Raw genomic sequence first — 15,658 nt, 5'->3', positions numbered from 1 at the left:
GCATCGAAATCGTCCTCGCACGATCCTGACCGAATCGGCAGGTACAGTGGTCGTATAGGTCGTTGGTGGCCAGCGTTGCGCAGCCAAAGTGATTCATGTACTGACATCGTACCGCTGAAGGAGAGATGGCGCCAGAAACTCTTGCTGAACTGCAGGGTATCGAGATGGGTGACCAGCGAATCGATCGGTTCTTGCGTAGTCAAGGGTTCGGAGTGCTTTCCCTCACAGACGGAACGGAAGCGTACGGCGTTCCGGTTTCGTTCGGCTACGATGGAGAATCTCGGCTGTTCTTCGTATTTCTGCGTGTGGGTGAACAGAGTAAAAAAAGAGCGATTCGCCGAGCGAACCGAGAGAGCCAGCTTCACCACCTACGAAGTAGTCTCGAAGCATGATTGGCGGAGCGTCGTTGCATCAGGGAGACTCCGTCGGGTTGCTGACGACGAATGGGACGATATCGAAGCGGCGATCGGCGATAACGCATGGTATCCGAGCCTGTTCTCCGAGGCCGAACCGATGCGAGACATTCAAGCGTGGGAGTTCCAGATCGAGGCGGTATCCGGCCAACGGAGCGAGCGATGAGGACAGGTTCGGTACGTCTACGGACGGTTCTCAGCGGACTGTTTCGCAGAGTCGGTTGTGAACACCGACCGTCTCGGTACCACAGATCTCTCGGCCGACCCGCCGAAACAGCCGATTTCGAGGGCCGGGCGAGAACGAGCCGCAACCAACCTATCGATTGTCCGGCGTGGATGTCGGTACTCCCGCGCCGTTTATACCCTCTGCTTCACTCGGACCGGTTCTGTCAGACCACAGTTCTTTCTCGCGGAGTGTGCTGTAGAGAACCCACGACGTGACGGTCGAAGCGCCACTAGGCCCGTGCGACGACGAGGAACGTCTCGACGCGTTCGACGCTCCGTTCGACGGCGAATCCCGCCTCGGCGAGCTGTTCGCCCGCGGTCGTCGCGTCGTATCGCTCGTCCATCGCCGGGCCGTCCTCGCCCGACCCGGCCCGCGACCAGTCGACGATCACGAACGTCCCGTCGGGAGCGAGGACCCGGTGAACCTCCGAGAGCGAGGCCGGCGAGGCGAACTCGTGGTAGGTCATCACCGTCACCGCGAGGTCGCACTCGCCGTCGGAGAGCGGGAGGTCGGCGACGTCTGCCGTGATCGTCCCGACGTTCTCGGGGAGACCCTTCTCCTCGTAGAGGGCGTGCATCTCCTCCTGAAGGTCGATTGCGTAGACCGTTTCGACGAACGGCGCGAGGTCGTCGGTGTAGAAGCCGGTGCCGCTGCCGAGGTCACAGAGCGTCTCCGACCCGTCGGGCGAGAGCGCGCTCACGAGCTCCTCCCGCGAGAGAAATCGGTACCGCGAGACGTCCTCGAGCGCGTCCGCGCGTTCGACCGGGAAGGTGTGAAAACCCATACCTCCGGTTCGTGCCAGGAGGGCATAACCCCTGCCGGATCGGCGCAGCTCCTGCCGATGCCGGGGTTGATATACGCTCGGGTGACTAGAACCTCGGTATGATGGCCCTCGAACCGCTCGTCCTCGCCGATCCGTTCCCCCGTGGGGTGGGATTCTACCTCGTCGGCGGGCTGCTGATCGGCCTCGGCGTCTCGCTGATCTACCTCGGCACCGGCATCATCGCCGGGGCGAGCACGTTCCTCGAATCGACACTCTCGTACGTCTCGGACGTGGAGCGCTTCGACCAGTACGAGGCCTCGCGCGACTGGCGCGTCGTCTTCACCGTGGGGATCGTCGCCGGCGCCGCGCTCTACACCCTGGTGATCGCCGGCGAGGCGTTCGTCACGGAGGTCCAGCCGTGGCGACTCGCCCTCGGCGGGGTCCTCATCGGGATGGGGACCCGGCTCGGGAAGGGCTGTACCTCCGGCCACGGTATCTGCGGTATCGGCTCCTTCTCGGGCACCTCGTTCGTGAACGTCGCGACGTTCATGGTCGTCGCGATCGGGACCGCGATGGTCGTCGCCGCGCTGGGGGTCACCCCGTGAAGCTCTCGCGTGCGGGAATGGCGCTCGTTCTCCTCGGTGGGATGACCTTCGGCGTCGGCCTCGCACACAGCCGGATGGCCGAACCGGAGATCGTCCTCTCGTTTCTCCAGCTCACCGACCTCGGCCTGCTGTTCGTGATGGGCGGGGCGGTCGCGGTCACCGCGACGACGATGGTCGTCGCGACCCGGTACCTCGATCGCGCACCCCTGACCGGTGCGATCTATGCGACGCGGAAGAAACGCTTCGACTCGAACGTGCTACTCGGCGGCGGCCTGTTCGGCGTCGGCTGGGGGCTCTCGGGGGTCTGTCCCGGCGCGGCGTACGCGAGCGTCGGTATCGGGAACTACCTCATCCTCTACGCGATCGGTGGGATGTTCGTCGGTGCGTACGTCCAGGGCTACGCCCGGTCGTACGTCGCAGAGCGGGGGCGGGCAGCGATGGGCGCCGACTGATCAACGCTTCAGCGCCGCCCTGAGCCCCGCCACCGGGTACACCCGAGCCGGCGCGACACCGAGCGCCCGCGAGAGGCGGGTCGGCTCGACGTACGGTCCGATCCGGGCGACGACGACCCCGTGGATCCTGACGTCGGCCGAGAGCTGTTCCTCGACGAATCCCGTCCCCAGGCGTTCGACCGGGAGCGTCCCGATCCCGCGGAGCGTCCGTTTCGCCGCACCGATGGAGGGGACGTCGACCGTGAGGTGCTGGCCCTCGCCCGAGATCGAAAGCTCCTCACCCTCGGTCTCGAGCGTCAGATCCACCTCGACCGCGAGTCTCCCCTCGCGCATTCACTCGCGCTCGGTGGTCGTGATGCGGACGGTGCCGTCGACCCGCCAGTGTGCGTGGTCCGCGTCGTCGCCGACCTTGCTCGGGACGTCCACTTCCATCTCCTCGAACTCGTAGGTGATCTCGGCACCCCGTCCCGTGAGTCGATCGTAGAGCCCGATCGCGAGCTCCGGCCAGGTTCGTGTCTCGTCGACGTCGGTCTCCTCGGTACTCATCGTCCAGATGGAGGGGCGACAGCCACGTTATACTATCCCCTGCGACGAATCGATGACATGTGCGTCCGACACGATCGAGTGGCCGGACGCTACGACTATACCCTTCCGAACCGTACACGATCCGATGGCGGCCACCACTCGTGTGGACGGACCGGTTCGCACGAGTATCGCCGTCGGCGTCGTGTTCGCCCTCCTCGTTCTCGGACACCAGGTCGCCGTCGACTCCCCCTTCCTTCCCGGCGTTGGGTCGGTGTCGCTGCTCGGCGGCCTCGTCACGACCCTCCTGTTCGTCCTCCCGGTGACGTTCGCCAGCATCGCGACCTACCTCCTCGTCCGGGAACGGCTCCTGGCTCCGGTGGCCACGCTCCTCGTCGGGACGCCGGCGGCACTGGTACTCCTCAGGCCGGACGGCGAACTCGCGTTCGTCGCGAGCGTCGCCGGACTCACGCTCGCCGCGACGCTGACCGTGCTCGAGTACCTGCTCCGGTCGCTCGGCCCCGTCGCACATATCGAGGTGTCGAAACCGACGCTTGCCGCGGTCGTCGCGGGTAGCGCCGTCGCGTTCGTCTACACCGCCGCCTTCACCGCCTTCGTTCTCCTCCCGGACTGGTCGACCCCGGCGCCGCTCCCGCCCGTCGGGACACCCACGCCAGCCTCGCTGCTGGCCGCGTTCGTCTTCTTCTTCGGGCTCTATCTCCTCCTCGTCGGCGTCCCCGTCGGGCTGCTCGTCCGCTACCGGGTCGTCCTCCCACTCCTCTTCGTCCTCCCGGTCCTCGTCCTCGACACGACGGTCGTCTGGACGCTGCCCGCCCGTGAGGACGTTCCCTCTGCGCTCTACGTGATCGTCCTCCCGGCGCTCGCGCTCGCGCTCGCGTCCCTCGGCGCGATCGAGTACGCGCTCAGGCGTCTCACCCGCCGGTTCTCCCCGCGGTCGCTGTTCTAGTCGTCCTCCCCGAACGATCGTGTGCAATATGGGACCACACCAGAAGGGCTTTATGGCGTGTGACACCTTGTGACAGTACGGATGAGTACTGTACGGCTGCGACGACCGATTCAGCGGGACTGCGAGCGCTGTTCCCGCGCGGAGGCGTGGGACGAGGAGACCGGAAGCTGGCGGATCGAAGCGAGCGACACCGTGGGCGACCCCTTCTGCATTCACGAGTGGGACATCGACGGCACGTTCCGACCCTACGAGTAGACCGATGCCGACCGTCTACGTCACCGCCCCGAGAGCCGATGCGTCGGCGCTCGCACGGCAGCTCGTCGACGACCGCCTCGCCGCCTGCGTGAACCTGGTTCCCTGTCGCTCCGTCTACCGATGGGAGGGCGAGGTGGTCGAGGACGAGGAGTCGATCCTCCTGGTGAAGACGACCGGTGAGCGGTACGACGAACTGGTCGATCGGGTCGAGGAGCTCCACCCACACGACGTGCCGTGTATCGAACGCTTCGACGAAAGAGATGTCCTCCCCGCCTTCGGCGAGTGGATCGACGCGGAGACGACGGGCGAGCGCTGAAAGGGACCATCGTAGAAACGCATCCTTCTTCGACCGCGAATCGAACGACATCGGAGATGTGTGCCCGAGAGGGACGATCGACTACGATTCCCTTCGAGATTCACTCCAGTTCGTCGAGCACCTCGAAGAAGCCCTCTGAGAACGGGGCGTCGGTCACGTGATCGGACGCGGCGAGCGCCGCTTCGTCAGCGTTCGCGACGGCGTAGGACCGATCGACGAGTTCGAACGTCGAGACGTCGTTCGCGGAGTCGCCGACCGCGACGAACTCCGTGGTCTCTCTCCCGAGCAGGTCGGCGAGAGTGAGGAGACCTCGTCCCTTCGTCACCGCCGGGTCCTTGACGTGGTAGGCGTAGCCGGTGTCGACCACCTCGAGACCGTGATCGGCGGCGAGGCCTCGCAACACCGCGAGCGGCATCTCCCGGCTCACCGCGAGTTCGGTCTCGCGCCAGCGGTTCACCGTGTCGAGCGGCCCCCAGCCGTGACCGTACCCCGCCTCCCGGAACGTCGCCGCGACAGCGTCCGCAGCCTGACGGTCGCCCTCGATCGAGAGCTCCTCCCGGGCGGCGACCACGCCGCCGTTCTCCGCGATGACGAGCTCCTCGATGCCGACGAAGTGACAGAGTGCGACGGGATACGGGAACGCCTTCCCCGTGGCGAGCACCACAGGGGCGTCCCACGACCGGAGGCGATCGAAGATCCGGGGGTCGATCGAGCCGTCCGGTCTGGTGAGCGTCCCGTCGATGTCGAGGACGAGCGGCGGTGTCATGGTCGTCGCTCGGACCGCAGACGAATAGTCGGTCCGGCCTCGGCTCGTCGGCTCCCGGCTCTCGTCTCGAGGTATTCGCTCCGGGGACTCCCTAGCCGTCCCCGAGCGTCCGATCGAGCAGCTCGCGGATCTCCTGGATCTCGGCGGCGTCGAACCCGAACTCGCCCCTGTCCGGACCGACGAGATAGTAGTCGAACGGATCGTCCTCGGCGCTCTCGATCCCGATCCCGTCGGGATCACCGACGAGCCGGTCGTCCTCGCGCGTGCTCATGGGTAGCTAGATACGTCCACGGTCGATCAATCCACGGCCGGCACGGGCCGCGACCGGAACGACTCACCGCCTGTGACCGACACCCCATCGGTTTCCGACAGCCCGTACAGAGAAAGAGGTCGTTGCTCTCGAAGAGGTCGAACGAGCCGTCGGACCCGACCTCGATCCCGTCGATCTCCTCCATTGCGAGGTCGTCGATCGGCCCGATCTCGCGCCCACAGTCCGGACGGACCAACCCGCATCTATGAGAGCTCGTACCACCGGCATACGCCTCTACCCGTCCCCACAGATCGGTCCGGATACGTACGCTTGGAGGTGTCCGTGGACCAGGACACGCGTCGGCGCGGTGGGCCGACGACCGCCCGGAAACGGGGCGACCGCGCACTACGAACCCTTAAGCCGGTCGCCGCAGACGCCGCAAGCGATGCCCGAACGCCAGTTCGAGGACTCGGTCGTCAGGGCCGATCGGTGGAGCAAGGCGGTCGCGCTGGTCGTCGCCATCGGGGTGTTCCTCCTCTCGGTGCGTCTCACCGCGGACCAGCAGTTCGGGTCGATCGTCGCGGCGACGGTCGCGATCGGCACGCGGCTCTACATCCCCTATCACGCGAGCATGTCGGTGCCCGAACCCGACCGGATCCCGATCCACGCCCACCCCGACACGGGGAGCTACCACCACGGTGCGGTCGGGGGCGCGCTGGCGATCGCGCCCTTCGCCTCGCTGGCGGTGATGACCGTTCACCCGGCGTTCCTCCCGGCGATCGGTGCGGGCGTCGTCGTCGGCGTCGTCGTCTACTGGGTGCTCTACGCCGTGCTCCCGACCGAGTGAGACGGCTCGGATACCGCTCGGGACGAGCGGCGACGACCGTGGGAACCAGAACGATGGCGTTCTCCGTCTGCCGATTCGTCCCCTCACGACCGTCCGGACCGGGCCGAGAGCCCTCCGAGGAACGCGACTCCCGCGGTATCTGTTCCCGGATAGGTCGTTAGGAACTCCGTTCTCTCTCCTCTCTCTCCCGTACCGTCACCACGGGCACGTCCGACAGGCGGACGACGTTCTCCGCGACGCTGCCGACGACGTGCCGCTCGACGCCCGACCTCCCGTGAGTGCCCATCACGACGATGTCGATGTCGTGGTTCCCCACGTAGTCGAGGATCGCCTCGTGTGGAGAGCCGTGGCGGACCACGGCCTCGGTCTCGACGTCCGCGAGCCGCTCCGCCGTCTCGACGACGAACGCCTCCGCACGCTCTTCGAACTCCTCCCGGTCCTCCGACGACCCCTGGGAGCCCTCCAGTCCGGGACTCTCGCCCTCCGGCTGGTTCCCACCCAGCCCGGGATTGCTGTCGTCCCGGTCGCCGCCGACCGGGCCTTCGAGGCCGGCGGCCCGGTCCTCGACGGCGTAGAACACGTGTACGGTGGCATCGAAGCGTGACGCCAGTTCGCTGACGTGTTCCAGCGCGGCCTCCGAACCGCTACTCCCGTCCGTCGGATAGAGGATCGCGTCGTACATAGAGGTCGTAACCTAGCCGTCGGGCCGTATATCTCTACGGATCGAGACCCCCGCTACCTCCGCCCAGGATCGCACCGGCCGCTCCGGGGCACCGACCGTGACCGACCGCCGTCACTCGCGGATCACGGCGGAGTCGAGCGTTCGATCGACCGGACGAGACGGACCGGACGAAGCGGTCCGGCCTGCGGGTCCGGACCGACTCGAGGGGCGTCCGACCTCCAGTCGAACGAGAACGGGGTTCAGACCGCCCCGGGGACCCAGACGGAGGTCGTGAAGACGCCGACGATCGCCAGCAGCGCGATGATCGTGTGGACGATCGCGATCGACGCCGCGGGCGGATCGACGTGGGTGTCGCCGTGTGCGTAGAACACCCGCTGGAACGCCTCCCCGACGAGCGCGCCGAGGAGGCCGAAGAGGCCGGCGACGACCAGCGCGACCGTCGGACTGAAGCCCGTCGCGATCCCCGCGAGGTAGGCGGTCGACGCCGGCAGCGTCATGTGGTGGGTGACGGGGATCTTCCCGACGCCGAGGTTCAGGAACAGTAACGAGGCCGCGCTGATCCCGAACCCGAGAAACGCGTTCCCGGTCTGGAGCGCGGCGTAGCCGCCCGCGAGCCCGGCGACGATCCCGATCGCGGCGACGTGGGACCACTTGTACATGTTCGGCAGCCACGGCTCGACGGCGAGGCGGTCCCCGCCGTCCTTGTCGCCGTCGCCGGGGACCTCGCCCGGATCGCGCGTCTCACCCCGTTCGAACGGCCCCATGTCGAAGTAGCCGTCTGCCTTGTCGCTGACCACGCCGATGACGCTGTAGCCAAAGACCGCGCGGTGCACGAACGCGCTCGCGACGACGGTGAACGCGATCGGGTCGGTCGGGACCGCCAGGTTGCGAAAGACCTGCTCGATCAGGATCCCGAGGATCCCGAACGCCGCCCCGACGGCGAGGATGTCGGGACGACTGCCCAGCGCGACGGTGATGTCCTTTCCGGTGTGATAGTCGAACCCGGACTGGATGTCTCCCCGACTCGCGGCGTAGGCGGCCGCCGCCGCACCCGCCGCGAAGGAGATGTGGGGGCCGAACACGGGGCCGAACCCGACGCCGACGCCGACGCCACCGGCCGCGTCGCCACCGAAGACGCCGGCGATGACTAGGAAGCCCGTGAACGCGAACGCCGGGAGCGCACCGAGGGCGGCCCCGAACGCACCGCCCGCCGCCGCCCCGAGCCAGATCGTCGGGTCAGACAGCACCTCGACGACGGCCCCGACCGAGCCCGGTTCGTAGCCCTGCAGGACGACCGCGTCGGCTGCGTCGAACCCCCGGATGGCCAGTTCGACCGTCACGTCGGCCGCCACGCTCACTCACTCCCTTCTCTCGCCCAGTCGAGCGAGCGAGACACCGCCTCGCTCCAGCGCTCGTAGTTCGCGTCGACCGTCTCGGTGTCCGCCTCGACGGCGAACTCCCGGTCGATCTGCCAGTTGTCCCGCAGGCCGTCGACGGAGTCCCAGTAGCCGACCGCGAGGCCGGCGGCGTACGCCGAGCCGAGCGCGGTCGTCTCGTCGACGACAGGCCTGACGATGTCGGTGTCGAGGATGTCCGCCTGGAGCTGACAGAGGAAGTCGTTCTTCACGGCGCCGCCGTCGACGCGTAGCGTCCCCATCTCGATGCCGCTGTCGGCCTCCATCGCCTCCGCGACGTCGCGGGTCTGGTAGGCGATCGCCTCGAGCGTCGCCCGCACCAGGTGTTCTTTTTTCGTGCCTCGGGTCATCCCGACGATCGTTCCCCGGGCGCGCCCGTCCCAGTGTGGTGCCCCCAGACCGGTGAGCGCCGGGACGAAGTAGACCCCGTCGGTCGAGTCGACCCGGCTCGCGAGTTCGGCGGTCTGGGCGGCGGACTTGATCAGCCCGATCTCCTCGAGGAACTCCACGGCCGCGCCGGTGATGAAGATCGCACCCTCCAACGCGTAGTTGATCGGCTCGCCCGAGCGCTGGAACGCGATGGTCGTGAGCAGGCCGTGGTCGCTTTCTACCGCCTCCTCGCCCGTGTTCATCAGGAAGAAGCTTCCCGTACCGTAGGTGTTCTTCGCGTCGCCGGGGTCGAAACACGTCTGGCCGAACAGCGCGGCCTGCTGGTCGCCCAGCGCGCCCGCGACGGGTACCTCGGCGCCGAGGAACCCATCCGGGTCGGTGTGGCCGTAGTAGTCGTCGTCCGAAGAGGGCCGCACCTCCGGGAGACAGGCCTCCGGCACGCCGAACTCCGCTACGAGTTCGTCGTCCCAGTCGGCCTCGTGGATGTTGTAGAGCATCGTCCGCGAGGCGTTGGTCACGTCCGTGATGTGGTTGCCCGTGAGCTTGTGGATCAGCCAGGTGTCGATCGTGCCGAAGAGTACCTCGCCCTCTCCGGCCCGATCTCGGACGTTCTGTTGCTGTGCCTTCTCGAGCTTCATCGGGTCGGCGTTCTCGAGCAGCCACTCGGCTTTCGTCGCGGAGAAGTAGGCGTCGACCTCGAGCCCGGTCTTCTCGCGGATCGGCCCCGCCATCCCCGCCTCCTGGAGCCCCTCTACCCTGTCGGTCGTCCGTCGATCCTGCCAGACGAGCGCGTTGTGGACGGGTCGTCCGGACGCCTCGTCCCAGAGCACCGTCGTCTCGCGCTGGTTGGTGACCCCGATCGCCGCCAGCTGGTCGGCGTCGATCCCCGCATCGGCGAGCGCGCTCTGCATCACCGACTGGGTGTTCTCCCAGATCTCGACCGGGTCGTGTTCGACCCAGCCGGGCTGTGGGTAGATCTGTTCGTGCCTCTCGTACGCGTTGGCGACGACCTCACCCGCGTGGTCGAACACCATGAATCGTGTGCCGGTGGTCCCCTGATCGATCGCACCGACGTACGTGTCCCCTGTCATATCTCTCGTGATTTCTCCTCTCCGCCCGGCCACGGCCACGAATCTTTATCGGTAGTAGCCGTGCTACCAGTAAACATCTTTGAGGATCGTCTTAAACCTTCTCCTCCCGACGCCGACATACCCGGCGGCTACCCCCTCGTCGCCCGTTTACCCGTACTCCCCCCGATGGCGGTAAGATAATGTGTGTCGACACCAAGGTGAGGAGGATGGGCTACGAGACGACGGCGCTCGTGATCGGCGGGGGATCGACGGGCTGTGGGATCGTCCGGGACCTCGCGATGCGGGGGATAGACGCCACGCTCGTCGAGCGGGGGAACCTCACCCACGGGACGACCGGGCGGATGCACGGACTGCTCCACAGCGGCGGCCGCTACGCCGTCTCCGATCGGGCGAGCGCGCGCGAGTGTATCGAGGAGAACCGGGTCCTACGGGAGATCGCCGGTCACTGTGTCGAGATGACCGGCGGCTACTTCGTGAAACGACCGGAGGACGACGAGGAGTACTTCCAGGAGAAACTCGAGGGCTGTCTCGCCTGCGATATACCCGCAGAGGTCGTCTCCGGGCGTGACCTCAGGGCGGACGAACCCAACCTCGCCCGGGACGTCGAGAAGGCGATTCGTGTCCCTGACGGCGCGATCGACCCGTTCAGGCTCTGCGTGGCGAACGCCGCCGACGCCGAGACCACGGGCGCACGCATCGAGACACACGCCCCGGTCACCGACGTGCTCGTCGAGGACGATACCGTGGTGGGGGTCGAGGTGACCCACGAGTCGGGACCGGGAAAGCGCGTGCACATATCCCCCGGAACGACCGAGGAGATCCGCGCGGAGTACGTCGTGAACGCGACGGGCGCGTGGGCCGGTCGGGTGGGAGAGTTGGCCGGCGTCGACGTCGAGGTCCGGCCCTCGAAGGGCGTGATGACGATCATGAACGTCCGGCAGGTCGACAGCGTGATCAACCGCTGTCGGCCGAAGGGCGACGCCGACATCATCGTCCCCCACGAGACGACTGCTATCCTCGGCACCACCGACGAGGAGGTCTCCGACCCCGACGACTACCCCGAGGAGCGCTGGGAGGTCGACATGATGATCGACACGCTCTCCGAACTCGTCCCGATCCTCCGGGAGGCGCGGACGATCCGGTCGTTCTGGGGCGTGCGACCGCTCTACGAGCCGCCCGGCACGGGTACGAAAGACCCGACGGACATCACGCGGGACTTCTTCCTGCTCGATCACGAAGAGCGTGACGGGCTCTCGGGGTTCACCTCGATCGTCGGCGGAAAGTTCACCACCTACCGCATGATGGCCGAACGGATCACCGACCACATCTGCGAGCAACTGGGGGTGAACGAGCGGTGCCGGACGGCGGAGGTCGCCCTGCCCGGTAGCGAGGACCTCGCGACGCTCGACGAGCGGATGGACTCGTTCGGGCTGCGCTCGCCGATCGCCCGGCGGAGCAGACAGCGCCTCGGCTCGCGTGCGCCGGCGGTGCTCTCCGGTACGGATCCGAACCCCGTGGTCTGTGACTGCGAGGCGGTCACCCGCGCGGAGGTGCGGGACGCGATCGACGCTTCGGGCTCCGATCTGAACGCCGTACGGATCCGCACCCGGGCGTCGATGGGCAACTGCCAGGGCGGCTTCTGCTGTCACCGGATGGCACACGAACTCTCGCCGCGCTACGACGAGGATGTCGTGAGGGCAGCGTGGGACGAGCTAGTACGAGAACGCTGGAAGGGCGAGCGTCACGCGCTCTGGGGCGAGCAGCTCGCGCAGGCGGCGCTCAACTACGCGCTCTGGGCGACGACGATGAACGTAGACGGCGATCCCGCTCGAACGGGCGCCGAGGTCGACTTCTCCGCGTTCGACGCCGGGGAGAGGGGATCGGAGCCCGGAAGCGCGACCGGCGTCGCCGCCGACGGAGGCACCCGTGGCGATCAGTGACGACGTGCTCGTCGTTGGAGGGGGGCTCGCAGGGATGACAGCAGCGGTCGCGGCCGCCCGCGGCGGCGCGCGGGTGCGACTGCTCTCGCACAAGGCGAGCACCCTCAGAAACGCCTCGGGGCTGATCGACGTTCTCGGGACCGACCCCGAGAGCGGAGCGCCGCTCGCCGACCCGTTCGACGGGCTCGATGCACTCCCCGGCGAACATCCCTATCGGATCCTCGGCGAGGCGGCGATCCGCGAAGGCCTCGACCTCTTCGACGACCTCCTCGGCGACCGGTACCTGGGGAGTCACACCGATCGGAACGCGCTCGTCCCGACCCACGGCGGGACGGTGAAACCGACGGCACGGTACCCCGAGAGTACGGGTTCGGGACTCGCGAGTAGCCGAGAAAGAACGCTGCTGGTCGGCTTCGAGACGATCACCGACTTCGACGCGCCGCTCGCGGCCGCTCACCTGGAGAACGCGGGCGTCCCCTTCGAGGTCCGAGGGGTCACCCTCCCCTTTCCCGGTGAGTTCCGCGCCGACGTCAGGGTGACGAGGATGGCCCACGCGCTCGACGAGGACCGGGAGGCTCCCGTCGACGGGCGGCCCGGAACGCGAGCGGCGCTGGCCGAGCGGGTCTCCGAACACCTCGACGGCGAGGAACGCGTCGGCCTCCCCGCACTGCTCGGCGACGAGCGGGGCGAGGAGGTCCGCGAACAGCTCTCGACCCGACTCGGTACCGACGTGTTCGAGGTGCCGATGGGGCCGCCGAGCCTCCCCGGACTCCGACTGGAGGACGCGCTCGAAGCCGCCCTCCACGAGGAAGGGGTCAGGGTGGAGTCCGGCAACCCAGTCGTCGGCTACGAGGGCGACGACCGGGTGGAGACGGTGACGGTCGAGCGCGTGCACCGGGAGGTCCCCTACGAGGCGGAGCAGGTGATCCTCGCGACCGGCGGGCTGGTCGGAAAGGGGATCCGATCCTCCCGATCGGGGGTGTGCGAGCCGATCTTCGGCTGCCACGTCCCACAGCCCGAGGACCGATACGACTGGTTCAGTGAGGGAGTGTTCGACGACCAGCCGTTCGCCCGCTTCGGGCTCCGGATCGACGAGGGGTGTCGACCGCTCGACGGGCGGGGGGAGACGGAGTTCGAGAACCTGCGGGCGGTCGGGGCGGTCTGTGGCGGCTACGACTCGGCGCGAGAGAAGTCCGCGAGCGGCGTCTCGCTCGCGACGGCGGCGACGGCGGGTAGACGGGCGGCGGAGTGTCTCTGATATGAGTGACGCGTACCAACCCGACGACGGAACCGGAACCGACCCAGCGACCGCGAATACCGACCCGGACGTCTCCGCAGACGAGTACGACCCGGTGGAGGTCTTCCCGACGGAGGGGATGGACCTCAGGCCGGGTGCGGATAGCTGTTACAAGTGCTCGACGTGCGACACTGAGTGTCCGGTCGCGGAAGTGAACGACGAGTTCCCCGGACCGAAGTTCCAGGGGCCCGAGCAGTGGCGGCTGAAGCGCAACGAGGACACGGACATCGACGACTCGGTCATGAAGTGTTCGAACTGCATGCGCTGTGACAACGTCTGTCCGTCCTCCGTGCCGCTCAGCCAGATGCACAACACCGCTCGCGGGCTCTACGTCGAGGAGCGGATGGACACGCTCTCGGTGGAGTACGTCAGGAACAGGATACTCTCGAACTACCGGACCTCCGCGTGGCTCGCCTCGAAGCTTCCCCGAACGGCGAACGTCGCGATGAACTTCGGGCCCGCACGGTGGCTGATGGAGCGGACCTTCGGGATCACCGCCGAGCGTGAGTTCCCCGCGTTCGCCACCCAGACGTTCCGCGAGTGGTGGACCGAGCGCGGCGGCGCGCGGGTCCCGAACCACGAGAAACGCGTCGCGTACTTCCACGGCTGCTACTCGAACTACAACACGCCCGAGGTGGGGAAGGCGCTGGTCCGGGTGTTCGAACACTTCGGGTATCAGGTTTTGGTACCTGAACAGGGCTGTTCGGGCACGCCGATGTTCGCGAACGGGATGCTCTCCGACGCGAAACGCCACGCCGAGACGAACGTCGAGGGTCTCGTCGAGGCCATCGGCGACGGAGCGGACGTCATCGCCTCCTGTACCTCCTGTTCGATGGCACTGCGTCAGGAGTACCCCGAACTGTTCGACCTCCACGGGATCGAGGAACTCGCGGCCCACACCTACGAGGCGCTCGAGTACCTGCGGATCCACGAGGACCTGGAGGGCGCTCTCCGAGAGAGCGAGGTGGATCCACAGTCGTTCGCGTACCACGCACCCTGTCACGCCCGGAACCAGGGGCTCGCGACGCAGGCGGTCGAACTGTTCGACTCCATCGACGGCGTCACCGCGACCGACGTCGGCGACTCCTGTTCGGGTATCTCTGGGACCTACGGGTGGAAGGCCGAGAACTACGACGTCTCGATGGCGATCGGCGAGGAGATGTTCGAGCACATGGCCGACGACGAGGCGGAAGTGGGGATGACCGAGTGTCCGACCTGTGCGATGCAGATGAACCACGGGACGGGTTACGAGATCAGACACCCGTTACAGGTGCTCGAAGCGGCGCTCTGTTAGCCAGTCGAGTCGGTGACGAGCCGGTGGAACGCCGGGATCGGAAAGCACGGTTCGACCCGGCTCGGGGTCCGGCCGGTCTCCTTCCCGCCGACCGTCCGTACCCGCGCGAGCACGCCGTACTCCGCGAGTTCGTAGAGAAACCGCTTGACGGTGCCCGGCGAGAGGTCGGTCCGCTCGCCGATTCGGGTCGCCGCTTCCTCGATCGTCAGCTCCGTGACCCCCTCCGAGAGCAGCGCATCGAGGACCCGCCGTCGGTTCCGCGGAAGCGAGCGGACCTGGCCGAGGGCGATGCACCCGGAGGGGACCGCACGGCGACCGGCGGTGAGGTGACGCTCGGTCACCCGTCTCGCCCCCTCGTTCTCGGCGGCGATCGCCGCGCAGTAGAGCGCACAGAGCCCGTCGTGTGCGTTCCCGTCGGCCCAGGCCGCGAGCCGATCGATCGCGTCCTGGTCTGCCCCGCCCGCGAGTCCCCGTTCCGCTCGGCCGGCGAGGACGTCCGCTAGCGCGCGCTCGTCGTAGCTCGCCACCGGGAGACTCCGTCGATCGGTCCCCGTTCGGCCCCGTCCGACCGAGAACCACGAGAGCCCCGGCAGCGGGTCGAGCGCCGTCTCTACCGCCTCCTGCGAGGGCGTTCGCGGCTCGCCGACGTGATCGAGCGCGAGCAGCGCCCGCCTGTCGGGTGGGGCGAGTTCGCACTGGAGACGGTCGGCGAGCGCGTCGGTGCCGATACCCCGCTCCGGGACGTGTTCGTCGGTGAGCGACGAGAGCAGCGCCCGGTAGAGCTGGAACCGGCTCGGGGCGTAGCGGGCGTCGACGTAGACGAACCGGAACCCCGCGGCGCTCGCGGCGCGGGTCGTCGTGTGGACCGTTCCGACCGGGGTGCCGAGCTGGGCGTCGAGTTCGGCCATCACCGCGGTGACGACCGCCGACTTCCCCGATCCCGGCGGGCCGTGGAGGGCGAACGGCTCGGGGAGCCGTCCGTCGAAAACGGGCGAGAGCGTGTCGAGCACCCGTTCGACGACCTCGCCCCGATCGATCGGCTCGTCGAGGTGGGCGGTCGGGTCGAGTGCGCGCCAGGAGGCGACCGGGCCGGTCTCGTCTTCGGCGCTCCGGCGTCGTTCGACCCGCTCTGCGAGGTCCATCGGATCGCCGTAAACGGTGGGTGGT

The 15,658-nt window shown here is 67.7% G+C and carries 18 protein-coding genes and 1 pseudogene; 10 read left to right on the top strand and 9 right to left on the bottom strand.

All coding sequences use genetic code 11. The features are described from left to right. Positions 1–125: 125 nt before the first annotated feature. A pseudogene (locus tag V2L32_RS14410) lies at positions 126–579 on the top strand (pyridoxamine 5'-phosphate oxidase family protein). 289 nt (positions 580–868) lie between these two features. Here V2L32_RS14410 and V2L32_RS14405 read toward each other — a convergent pair. After that, the gene (locus tag V2L32_RS14405; protein WP_331233159.1) at positions 869–1,423 is read right to left on the bottom strand and encodes a class I SAM-dependent methyltransferase; all 555 of its coding nucleotides are present in this window, start codon (positions 1,421–1,423) and stop codon (positions 869–871) included. A gap of 98 nt (positions 1,424–1,521) precedes the next feature. Between V2L32_RS14405 and V2L32_RS14400 the strand changes: the two genes are divergently transcribed. Both V2L32_RS14400 and V2L32_RS14395 read left to right on the top strand, forming a co-directional pair. Next, entirely contained in the window at positions 1,522–2,007 is a 486-nt protein-coding gene (locus V2L32_RS14400) for a YeeE/YedE family protein (RefSeq protein WP_409348377.1), read from the top strand. Between the two features lie 17 nt (positions 2,008–2,024). Next, entirely contained in the window at positions 2,025–2,459 is a 435-nt protein-coding gene (locus V2L32_RS14395; protein ID WP_331236620.1) for a DUF6691 family protein, read from the top strand. Here V2L32_RS14395 and V2L32_RS14390 read toward each other — a convergent pair whose 3' ends face one another. Further along, positions 2,460–2,792: a hypothetical protein gene (locus V2L32_RS14390; protein ID WP_331233157.1), complete on the bottom strand. Its 333-nt coding sequence runs from the start codon at positions 2,790–2,792 to the stop codon at positions 2,460–2,462. It lies immediately after the preceding gene. Beyond that, positions 2,793–3,005, bottom strand: coding sequence for a hypothetical protein (locus V2L32_RS14385; protein WP_331233156.1), 213 nt, complete (start codon positions 3,003–3,005; stop codon positions 2,793–2,795). A 124-nt stretch (positions 3,006–3,129) separates the two neighbouring features. Between V2L32_RS14385 and V2L32_RS14380 the strand changes: the two genes are divergently transcribed. The 3 genes from V2L32_RS14380 (at position 3,130) to cutA (ending at position 4,519) form a co-directional block, all read left to right on the top strand. Further along, positions 3,130–3,948 (top strand): hypothetical protein, encoded by an 819-nt coding sequence (locus V2L32_RS14380; RefSeq protein ID WP_331233155.1) that lies wholly within the window; start codon positions 3,130–3,132, stop codon positions 3,946–3,948. A gap of 81 nt (positions 3,949–4,029) precedes the next feature. Next, positions 4,030–4,203, top strand: a complete 174-nt coding sequence (locus V2L32_RS14375; RefSeq protein ID WP_331233154.1) for an HEWD family protein — start codon at positions 4,030–4,032, stop codon at positions 4,201–4,203. 4 nt (positions 4,204–4,207) lie between these two features. After that, positions 4,208–4,519, top strand: coding sequence for a divalent-cation tolerance protein CutA (cutA, locus tag V2L32_RS14370; RefSeq protein WP_331233153.1), 312 nt, complete (start codon positions 4,208–4,210; stop codon positions 4,517–4,519). A gap of 100 nt (positions 4,520–4,619) precedes the next feature. Here the strand turns inward: cutA and V2L32_RS14365 are convergent, their stop codons facing one another. Together V2L32_RS14365 and V2L32_RS14360 are read right to left on the bottom strand one after the other, a co-directional pair. Continuing rightward, the gene (locus V2L32_RS14365) at positions 4,620–5,285 is read right to left on the bottom strand and encodes a phosphoglycolate phosphatase (protein WP_331233152.1); all 666 of its coding nucleotides are present in this window, start codon (positions 5,283–5,285) and stop codon (positions 4,620–4,622) included. Positions 5,286–5,376: 91 nt separating this feature from the next. After that, on the bottom strand, positions 5,377–5,556 hold the full coding sequence (locus V2L32_RS14360) for a hypothetical protein (RefSeq protein WP_331233151.1): 180 nt from the start codon (positions 5,554–5,556) through the stop codon (positions 5,377–5,379). Positions 5,557–5,980: 424 nt separating this feature from the next. Here V2L32_RS14360 and V2L32_RS14355 point away from each other — a divergent pair, with 424 nt between their 5' ends. After that, a complete protein-coding gene (locus tag V2L32_RS14355) occupies positions 5,981–6,382 on the top strand; it encodes a hypothetical protein (protein ID WP_331233150.1) in 402 nt (133 codons plus the stop codon). 157 nt (positions 6,383–6,539) lie between these two features. Here V2L32_RS14355 and V2L32_RS14350 read toward each other — a convergent pair whose 3' ends face one another. The 3 genes from V2L32_RS14350 to glpK form a co-directional block, all read right to left on the bottom strand. Further along, positions 6,540–7,064 (bottom strand): universal stress protein, encoded by a 525-nt coding sequence (locus V2L32_RS14350; RefSeq protein WP_331233149.1) that lies wholly within the window; start codon positions 7,062–7,064, stop codon positions 6,540–6,542. A 239-nt stretch (positions 7,065–7,303) separates the two neighbouring features. After that, a complete protein-coding gene (locus V2L32_RS14345; protein ID WP_409348376.1) occupies positions 7,304–8,416 on the bottom strand; it encodes a hypothetical protein in 1,113 nt (370 codons plus the stop codon). A gap of 2 nt (positions 8,417–8,418) precedes the next feature. Continuing rightward, positions 8,419–9,960 carry a glycerol kinase GlpK gene (gene glpK / locus V2L32_RS14340; RefSeq protein WP_331233148.1) on the bottom strand — a complete coding sequence of 514 codons (1,542 nt, stop codon included), beginning with the start codon at positions 9,958–9,960 and terminating at the stop codon, positions 8,419–8,421. 206 nt (positions 9,961–10,166) lie between these two features. On the opposite strand from glpK, the gene glpA reads away from it, so the two are divergent. Genes glpA through V2L32_RS14325 form a run of 3 tightly spaced genes read left to right on the top strand, consistent with a single transcriptional unit; the run spans position 10,167 to position 14,491 of the window. Continuing rightward, complete coding sequence (gene glpA, locus V2L32_RS14335) at positions 10,167–11,900, top strand: anaerobic glycerol-3-phosphate dehydrogenase subunit GlpA (RefSeq protein ID WP_331236618.1); 1,734 nt, start codon at positions 10,167–10,169, stop codon at positions 11,898–11,900. Beyond that, positions 11,887–13,158 (top strand): glycerol-3-phosphate dehydrogenase subunit GlpB, encoded by a 1,272-nt coding sequence (gene glpB, locus V2L32_RS14330; RefSeq protein WP_331233147.1) that lies wholly within the window; start codon positions 11,887–11,889, stop codon positions 13,156–13,158. The genes glpA and glpB overlap by 14 nt, the downstream gene beginning before the upstream one ends. A gap of 1 nt (position 13,159) precedes the next feature. After that, a complete protein-coding gene (locus V2L32_RS14325; protein WP_331233146.1) occupies positions 13,160–14,491 on the top strand; it encodes an anaerobic glycerol-3-phosphate dehydrogenase subunit C in 1,332 nt (443 codons plus the stop codon). On the opposite strand, the gene V2L32_RS14320 is transcribed toward V2L32_RS14325, so the two are convergent. Continuing rightward, positions 14,488–15,633 (bottom strand): Cdc6/Cdc18 family protein, encoded by a 1,146-nt coding sequence (locus tag V2L32_RS14320; protein ID WP_331233145.1) that lies wholly within the window; start codon positions 15,631–15,633, stop codon positions 14,488–14,490. The two genes, V2L32_RS14325 and V2L32_RS14320, sit on opposite strands and share 4 nt — an antisense overlap. Positions 15,634–15,658 lie beyond the last annotated feature (25 nt).

Origin of the sequence: Halalkalicoccus sp. CGA53 (assembly GCF_036429475.1) — an archaeon.
Lineage (GTDB): Archaea > Halobacteriota > Halobacteria > Halobacteriales > Halalkalicoccaceae > Natronorarus > Natronorarus salvus.
Note: the sequence above shows the minus strand (reverse complement) of the source record. Positions and strands in the feature narration are given on the sequence as shown.